We start from the raw sequence: 6,911 nt of genomic DNA on the forward strand, positions 1-6,911 counted from the left end.
GATGTAGGCGCCGGCGTCCTCGCCCGCCAGAAACGCCGGGATGTGGCTCTTGTTGAACTCCGCGGGCCGGTGCAGCGCGACGCTGCTCCACACCGGCGCGCTCACCCGTCCGAGCGCGGTCGTCCGCCGGAAGTCGGCGTAGGTGGCCTGCAGCGCCTCGACCCGCTCGGCGTGGGTCCAGATCATGAAGTCGGCGTCGGCCCGCAGGCCCGCGACGTCGTAGAGGCCGCGCACCACGACGCCGCGCTCCTCCTGCTGCTTGAAAAACCGGGTCGCCTCATCGATCACGGCGTCGCGTTGTTCCCCGAGCTCGCCGGGCTCGACCGAGAACACCGAAAACATCAGGTAGCGGATCGTCGTATTCAGGGTCTCGTAGTCGAGTTTGGCCATGAGATCTATCGTGCCACTTGCGCGTCGGAGTCCCCGACGGCCCTGGTCACGCGTTCGGCCGCGCGGCCGGCCGCCCCGATACACGCCGGCACGCCGATGCCGTCGAGGTAACTGCCGGCCACCGCGAGCGTCGGCGGCAGGCCCGCGCGCAACTCGGCGACCAGCTCCGCGTGACCGGACCCGTACTGCGGCATCGCGTCGATCCAGCGCTGCACGCGGGCGTCGACGAGGTCGACGCTCAACCCGAACACGTCGACCAGGTCGCTCAGCGCCCATCCCAGCAGGTCTTCATCGGAGGCGGTTCGGGCCAGCTCGTCGCCGAACCGGCCGAACGACAAGCGCAACAGCTGCACGTCCCCGCGGGCGCCCCACTTGCGAGACGACAGGGTCACGGCCTTGGCCCGCAACCGCTCGCCGCTAGCCACCAGCACGCCCGAACACTCGGGAAACGGGGTGTCGCCGGGAACCGCCAGCGCCAGCACCACCGACGACGCGCTGGTGATCCGGCCTGCGGCCGCCGCAGTGCGCGGGGCGATCTCGCCGACCAGGGACGCGAGGCGGGAAGCGCCGACGGCCAGGATCACCGCGTCGGCGTGCCAGCCGGCTCCGGTGTCGTCGAGCAGCGTCCAGCCGGATTCGGTGCGCTCGAGCCCGTGCACCGCCGCCCGCACCCAGCGCGGCCTGGCGCGCCGGACGAGTTCGTCGATCAGCACCTGGTAGCCGCCGTCGAGCGCGCCGAACACCGGCGCGCCGGTGGCCGGCGGCAACGCCTGCCGGACGGCGTCGGTCAGGCTGGTGGCGCCGCGGTCGAGCGCCGCCGCCACCGTAGGGGCGGCCGCGCGCAGGCCGATGGTCGCCGCCGAGCCCGCGTACACCCCGCTCAGCAGCGGATCGACCGACCGGGACACGACCTGCTCGCCAAACCGCTCGCCCACCAACTCGGCCACCGCGGGGTCGCTGCCGGGCGCAAAGTCCAGCGGCCGAGCGGGTTCGGCGTCGACACGCGCGATGGTGGCGTCGTCGACCAGTCCGGCCAGCGAGCTCCCCGACGCCGGAATCCCGACGACCGTGCCGGTGGGCAACACGTGCAGCTCGCCGCCGCTGTAGATCAGGGGCCGCGCGCCGGTGGTGGACACCTGGCGCTGCGACAGGCCAAGTTCGGCGAGCAGCGCCGGCATCTCGGGCCGGCGCTGCACGAACGCCTCGGCGCCCAGGTCCATCGGCTGCCCGCCCACCAGCTCGGTGCGCAGGATGCCGCCGAGCCGGTCGGAGGGTTCCAACAGCGTGATGGCCGCATCGTCGCCGACGGCAACGCGCAGCCGGTAGGCCGCCGTCAGCCCCGAAATGCCACCCCCCACAACGCAATACGAGCTGCGACCGATTGTCCGGCTCCTCCTCTGGCCGTCCCGGCCCGCATCGTCGCCGGACGGGCTCATAGCGAGTGGACCAGCGCCACCAGATCGGTGAGCACGCCGGGGTCGGTCTCCGGCAACACGCCGTGACCGAGATTGAAGACGTGACCGCTCGCCCCGGCGTCGACGGCGCGGCGACCGTCGTCGACCACGGCGCGCGCGGCCCTCTCCACCGCCGGCCAGCCCGCCATCAGGACCACCGGGTCGAGGTTGCCCTGCAGCGCCGTCCCGGGTGCGACCCTGGCCGCCGCATCGGCGAGCGACGTCCGCCAGTCCACCCCCACCACCGTGGCCCCGACGGTCGACATCGCCCCCAGCAGCTCGGCGGTGCCCACCCCGAAGTGGGTCATCGGCACCCCGTAGTCAGCCAGCGCGGCGAAGACCCGCTCGCTGTGCGGCTGCACGTAGCTGCGGTAGGAGGACAACGACAGCGCGCCGGCCCACGAGTCGAACACCTGGATGGCGTCCACGCCGGCGTCGAGTTGGGTACGCAGGAAGCCGACGGTGATGTCGGTCAGCTTCTCCATCAGCGCATGCCAGCTGTTGGGTTCGGCCAGCATCATCGCCTTGGTGCGGGCGTGGTGGCGGCTCGGGCCGCCCTCGATCAGGTAGGACGCCAGGGTGAACGGCGCACCGGCGAACCCGATCAGCGGGACGCCGCCGAGTGCGGCCACCAGCAGCGTGACCGCGTCGGACACCGGCTGAACCCGTTGCCGGTCAAGGGGTTTCACCGCGTTGACATCGGCCGCGGTGCGCACCGGCGACGCGATGACCGGGCCCACGTTGGGGACGATGTCCAGGTCGATGCCCGCGCCGCGCAGCGGGACGACGATGTCGGAGAACAGAATCGCCGCGTCGACGTCGTGGCGACGTACCGGTTGCAGGGTGATCTCGCAGACCAACTCGGCGTCGAAGCAGGCCGCCAGCATGTCGTGCTGGGCCCGCAGCGCCCGGTATTCGGGCAGCGAGCGACCCGCCTGCCGCATGAACCACACCGGCAGCCGGCCGGGTTTGCGACCGGTGACCGCGGCCAGGTACGGCGCCTCGGGAAGGTCGCGGCGGGTACGCGCAGGACTATAAGGAACGTTCATCGGCCTCAATGCTGCCACGACGGCGAAGTGGTAGCCGGATTGCTCGTCGCAGCGCTGCGTACTATCAACCACCGCAGCCGTTCGAAGAGTCAGGAGCTCGCAGATGCCGGTCAGCCACCCACCAGTGAGTTACGACGAGTTCCCCAGCCTGCGCTGCGAGCTCGCCGAACATGGCGTGCTGACGCTGGTTCTCGACTCCCCCGGGCTGAACTCGGTCGGCCCGCAGATGCACCGCGACCTGGCCGACATCTGGCCGGTGATCGACCGCGACCCTGCCGTGCGCGTCGTCCTGGTCCGCGGCGAGGGCAAGGCCTTCTCCTCCGGCGGCAGCTTCGACCTGATCGCCGAGACCATCGGCGACTACGAGGGCCGCATCCGCATCATGCGCGAGGCACGCGATCTGGTGCACAACCTGATCAACTGCGACACCCCGGTGGTGTCGGCGATCCGCGGACCGGCGGTCGGAGCGGGCCTGGTGGTGGCCCTGCTCGCCGACGTCTCGGTGGCCGGCCGGACCGCCAAGCTCATCGACGGGCACACCAAACTCGGCGTGGCGGCCGGCGACCACGCGGCCATCTGCTGGCCGCTGCTGGTCGGCATGGCCAAGGCCAAGTACTACCTGCTGACCTGCGAGACGCTGCTCGGCGAGGAGGCCGAACGGATCGGCCTGGTGTCGCTGTGCGTCGACGACGACGACGTGCTCACCACCGCGACCCGGATCGCCGAGAACCTGGCCCAGGGCGCGCAGAACGCGATTCGCTGGACCAAGCACAGCCTCAACCACTGGTACCGCATGATGGGCCCCACCTTCGAAACGTCGGTCGGCCTGGAATTCCTCAGCTTCAGCGGCCCCGATGTGCAGGAGGGCCTGGCCGCGCACCGCGAGAAGCGGCCGGCCCGATTCACCGGTGGAAGTACCACCTGACCTGGCTAAATACCGGCGAAGATGAGGTCTGGTAACGGCTTGGTCGCGACGGCTCGCCGACTCGGCGCGCCGAGTACCGCGTGTCGGTCGTAAGGTCTACCGTCAAATGCTGTGACCTGCGCCAGCGACGATGCAGAGCGAGTGCGATGCAGAGGAGGGGCGCCAAACAGCCGGGCCGCGACGACGAAGCGTGGTGCGATGAAGAGGAGCGGCTTCCAGTGACGTCGACTGAACCGGCCCCATTCCGCGAGGCGGTGGCGGCGATGAGCGCCGTGACCGTGCGGCCGGAGCTCGAACTGGGCCCCATCCGGCCGCCGCAGCGCCTCGCGCCCTATAGCTATGCGCTCGGAGCCGAGGTCAAACACCCCGACCTCGAGATCGTCCCGGAGCGATCCGACGGCGACGCCTTCGGCCGCCTGATCCTGCTGTACGACCCCGAGGGCGCCGACGCGTGGGACGGCACCATCCGCCTCGTCGCCTACATCCAGGCCGACCTGGACTCCACCGAGGCCGTCGACCCGCTGCTGCCCGAGGTGGCGTGGAGCTGGCTGGTGGACGCGCTGGAATCTCGGATGGAGCAGGTCACCGCCCTGGGCGGCACGGTCACCGCCACCACATCGGTGCGCTACGGCGACATCTCAGGCCCGCCGCGCGCCCACCAGCTGGAGCTGCGGGCGTCGTGGACCGCGACCACCCCCGCCGTCGGCGTTCACGTCGAGGCGTTCTGCGAGGTACTGGAACACGCTGCCGGCTTGCCGCCAACCGGGATCACCGATCTGAGCTCGCGGTCACGCGCCTGACATGGGCGACCCGGCAGCCGATGAGCCCGGCAGCACCGAAGCCGAGCCCACCCCGCTCCCGCACCCGACCGAAGGAATTCCCGACCTCTCGGTGAGCGTCCGCGAGATCGATGAGGCCGCGCGACTGCTCGGCCGCGGGCGCGGACCGTTCGCGGTGGACGCCGAACGCGCGTCGGGATTCCGCTATTCCAACCGGGCGTACCTGATCCAGATTCGGCGCGCCGGCGCCGGCACGGTGCTCATCGACCCGGTGAGCCACGGGGCCGACCCGGTGGAGGCCCTGCGGCCGGTCGCCGAGGTGCTCGGCGAGGACGAATGGATTCTGCACTCGGCCGACCAGGACCTGCCGTGCCTGGCGGAGGTAGGGCTGCGGCCGCCGGCGCTGTATGACACCGAGCTCGCCGGGCGGTTGGCCGGGTTCGAGCGGGTCAACCTGGCGACCATGGTCGAGCGGTTGCTGGGCTTCGGGTTGGCCAAGGGCCACGGCGCGGCCGACTGGTCCAAGCGCCCGCTGCCCGAGGACTGGCTCAACTATGCGGCCCTGGACGTGGAACTGTTGATCGAGCTGCGCGCGGCGATCGCCGATGAGCTGGCCAGCCAACACAAAACAGATTGGGCCACACAGGAATTCGACTACCTGCGGTCCGTCGGCTCCAGGGAGGCCGCGCCGCGACGCGACCGCTGGCGACGGACGTCGGGCATCCATCGGGTGCGCGATCAGCGCGCCCTGGCAGCCGTCCGCGAATTGTGGACGACCCGCGACCACATCGCCCAGCGCCGTGACATCGCGCCGCGGCGCGTTCTGCCGGACTCGGCGATCATCGAAGCCGCTCTCGCCGACCCCAAGACCGTCCAGGACCTCACCGCCTTACCGGTGTTCGGCGGGCGCAACCAACGGCGCAGCGCCGCCACCTGGCTGGCAGCGCTGGAAGCCGCGCGCAAGAACAAGACCCCGACCGACGATGCCGAGGCGCCGAACGGGCCGCCGCCGCCGGCGCGGTGGAGCCGGCGCAAACCCGAAGCGGCCGCGCGGCTGGAGGCGGCGCGAGCGGCGCTGGCGGAGGTGTCGGAGCGGGTTCATGTGCCGACCGAAAACCTGGTCTCGCCCGACTTGGTGCGACGGCTGTGCTGGGATTGGGAGCCCCCGGCCGACCCACTGGCGGCCGTCGACGATTTCCTGCGCGCCGGCCAGGCGCGGCCGTGGCAGCGCGAGCTGACGGATCCGGCGCTGGCGGGGGCGCTGCAGAAGGCCGCCGAGACACCCGAAGCGCCCGACGAATAGCTAGTCGAGGTGCTCGCGGATCACCGCTTCGGAGACGTCGCCACCCAGCGCGGCAACCCAACCGGTGATCCGGCGGGCCACGTCCTGATCGGTCAGCTCCAAATCGGCCAGTACCTCACCGCGCGAGGCGTGGGAGTAAAACTCCTGCGGCAGCCCGACGTCGCGGCACGGCACGTCGATCTCCGCGCGCCGCAAGGCACCGGAAACCGCCGTGCCGACGCCGCCGTTGACCCCATTGTCTTCCAGGGTGACCAGCAGCTTGTGCTGGTCCGCCAGCTCGAGAACGCCTTCGGACACGGGCAGCACCCACCGCGGGTCGATCACCGTCACGCCGATCCCTTGGTTGTGCAGCCGCTTGGCCACGGCCAGGGCCATTTGCGCGAACGCGCCGACCGCCACCAGCAGCACATCCTTGTGTAAGCCCTCGGCGGGGACCGCGAGCACGTCGATGCCCGCGATGCCGGAGCCGCGCCGCTCGAGCGCCGGAATGTCTTCGCCCACATCGCCTTTGGGGAACCGGAGCGCCGTGGGGCCGTCGTCGACGTCGAGCGCCTCGGCGAGTTCCTCCCGCAACCGGGCGGCGTCGCGGGGCGCGGCCACCCGCATGCCGGGGACGATGCCCAGCAGCGAGAGGTCCCACATTCCGTTGTGGCTGGCGCCATCCGAGCCGGTGATGCCGGCCCGGTCGAGCACCATGGTGACCGGCAGCTTGTGCAGCGCCACGTCCATCATGATCTGGTCGAAGGCCCGGTTGAGGAACGTCGAGTAGATGGCGACCACCGGGTGCATCCCGCCCATGGCGAGGCCGGCCGCCGACGTCATCGCGTGCTGCTCGGCGATGCCTACGTCGAACAACCGATCCGGAAACCGTTCCCCGAACGGCGACAGCCCGGTGGGGCCCGGCATGGCCGCGGTGATGGCCACGATGTCGCGGCGCTTTCTTGCGTACTCGATCAGCGACTCGGAGAACGTCGCGGTCCAGCCGGGGCCGGCCACCTTGGTGGCCCGGCC

At 71.1% G+C, this 6,911-nt stretch carries 7 protein-coding genes; 3 read left to right on the top strand and 4 right to left on the bottom strand.

Going from position 1 to position 6,911, the window contains the following annotated elements; genetic code table 11:
* The 3 genes from JOZ00_RS03750 to hemE form a co-directional block, all read right to left on the bottom strand.
* Positions 1-390: chlorite dismutase family protein (locus tag JOZ00_RS03750; RefSeq protein WP_293339809.1), on the bottom strand; the 390-nt coding region annotated here is incomplete at its 3' end.
* Positions 391-395: 5 nt separating this feature from the next.
* Positions 396-1,772, bottom strand: a complete 1,377-nt coding sequence (locus JOZ00_RS03755) for a protoporphyrinogen oxidase (protein WP_293339827.1) — start codon at positions 1,770-1,772, stop codon at positions 396-398.
* A 50-nt stretch (positions 1,773-1,822) separates the two neighbouring features.
* Positions 1,823-2,893 (bottom strand): uroporphyrinogen decarboxylase, encoded by a 1,071-nt coding sequence (gene hemE, locus JOZ00_RS03760; protein WP_293339812.1) that lies wholly within the window; start codon positions 2,891-2,893, stop codon positions 1,823-1,825.
* A 103-nt stretch (positions 2,894-2,996) separates the two neighbouring features.
* Here hemE and JOZ00_RS03765 point away from each other — a divergent pair, with 103 nt between their 5' ends.
* The 3 genes from JOZ00_RS03765 to JOZ00_RS03775 all read left to right on the top strand — a co-directional run bounded on the left by JOZ00_RS03765 (position 2,997) and on the right by JOZ00_RS03775 (position 5,900).
* Positions 2,997-3,818 (top strand): enoyl-CoA hydratase/isomerase family protein, encoded by an 822-nt coding sequence (locus tag JOZ00_RS03765; RefSeq protein WP_293339815.1) that lies wholly within the window; start codon positions 2,997-2,999, stop codon positions 3,816-3,818.
* 146 nt (positions 3,819-3,964) lie between these two features.
* Entirely contained in the window at positions 3,965-4,618 is a 654-nt protein-coding gene (locus JOZ00_RS03770; protein ID WP_293339818.1) for a DUF3000 domain-containing protein, read from the top strand.
* 1 nt (position 4,619) lies between these two features.
* The gene (locus JOZ00_RS03775) at positions 4,620-5,900 is read left to right on the top strand and encodes a ribonuclease D (protein ID WP_293339821.1); all 1,281 of its coding nucleotides are present in this window, start codon (positions 4,620-4,622) and stop codon (positions 5,898-5,900) included.
* Here the strand turns inward: JOZ00_RS03775 and JOZ00_RS03780 are convergent.
* Positions 5,901-6,911, bottom strand: a 1,011-nt coding sequence (locus tag JOZ00_RS03780; protein WP_293339824.1) for a transketolase C-terminal domain-containing protein, incomplete at its 5' end; no start/stop codon positions are given. It abuts the gene before it with no gap.

The sequence above is a fragment of the Mycobacterium sp. genome (genome assembly GCF_019243155.1).
Classification (GTDB): Bacteria; Actinomycetota; Actinomycetes; order Mycobacteriales; family Mycobacteriaceae; genus Mycobacterium.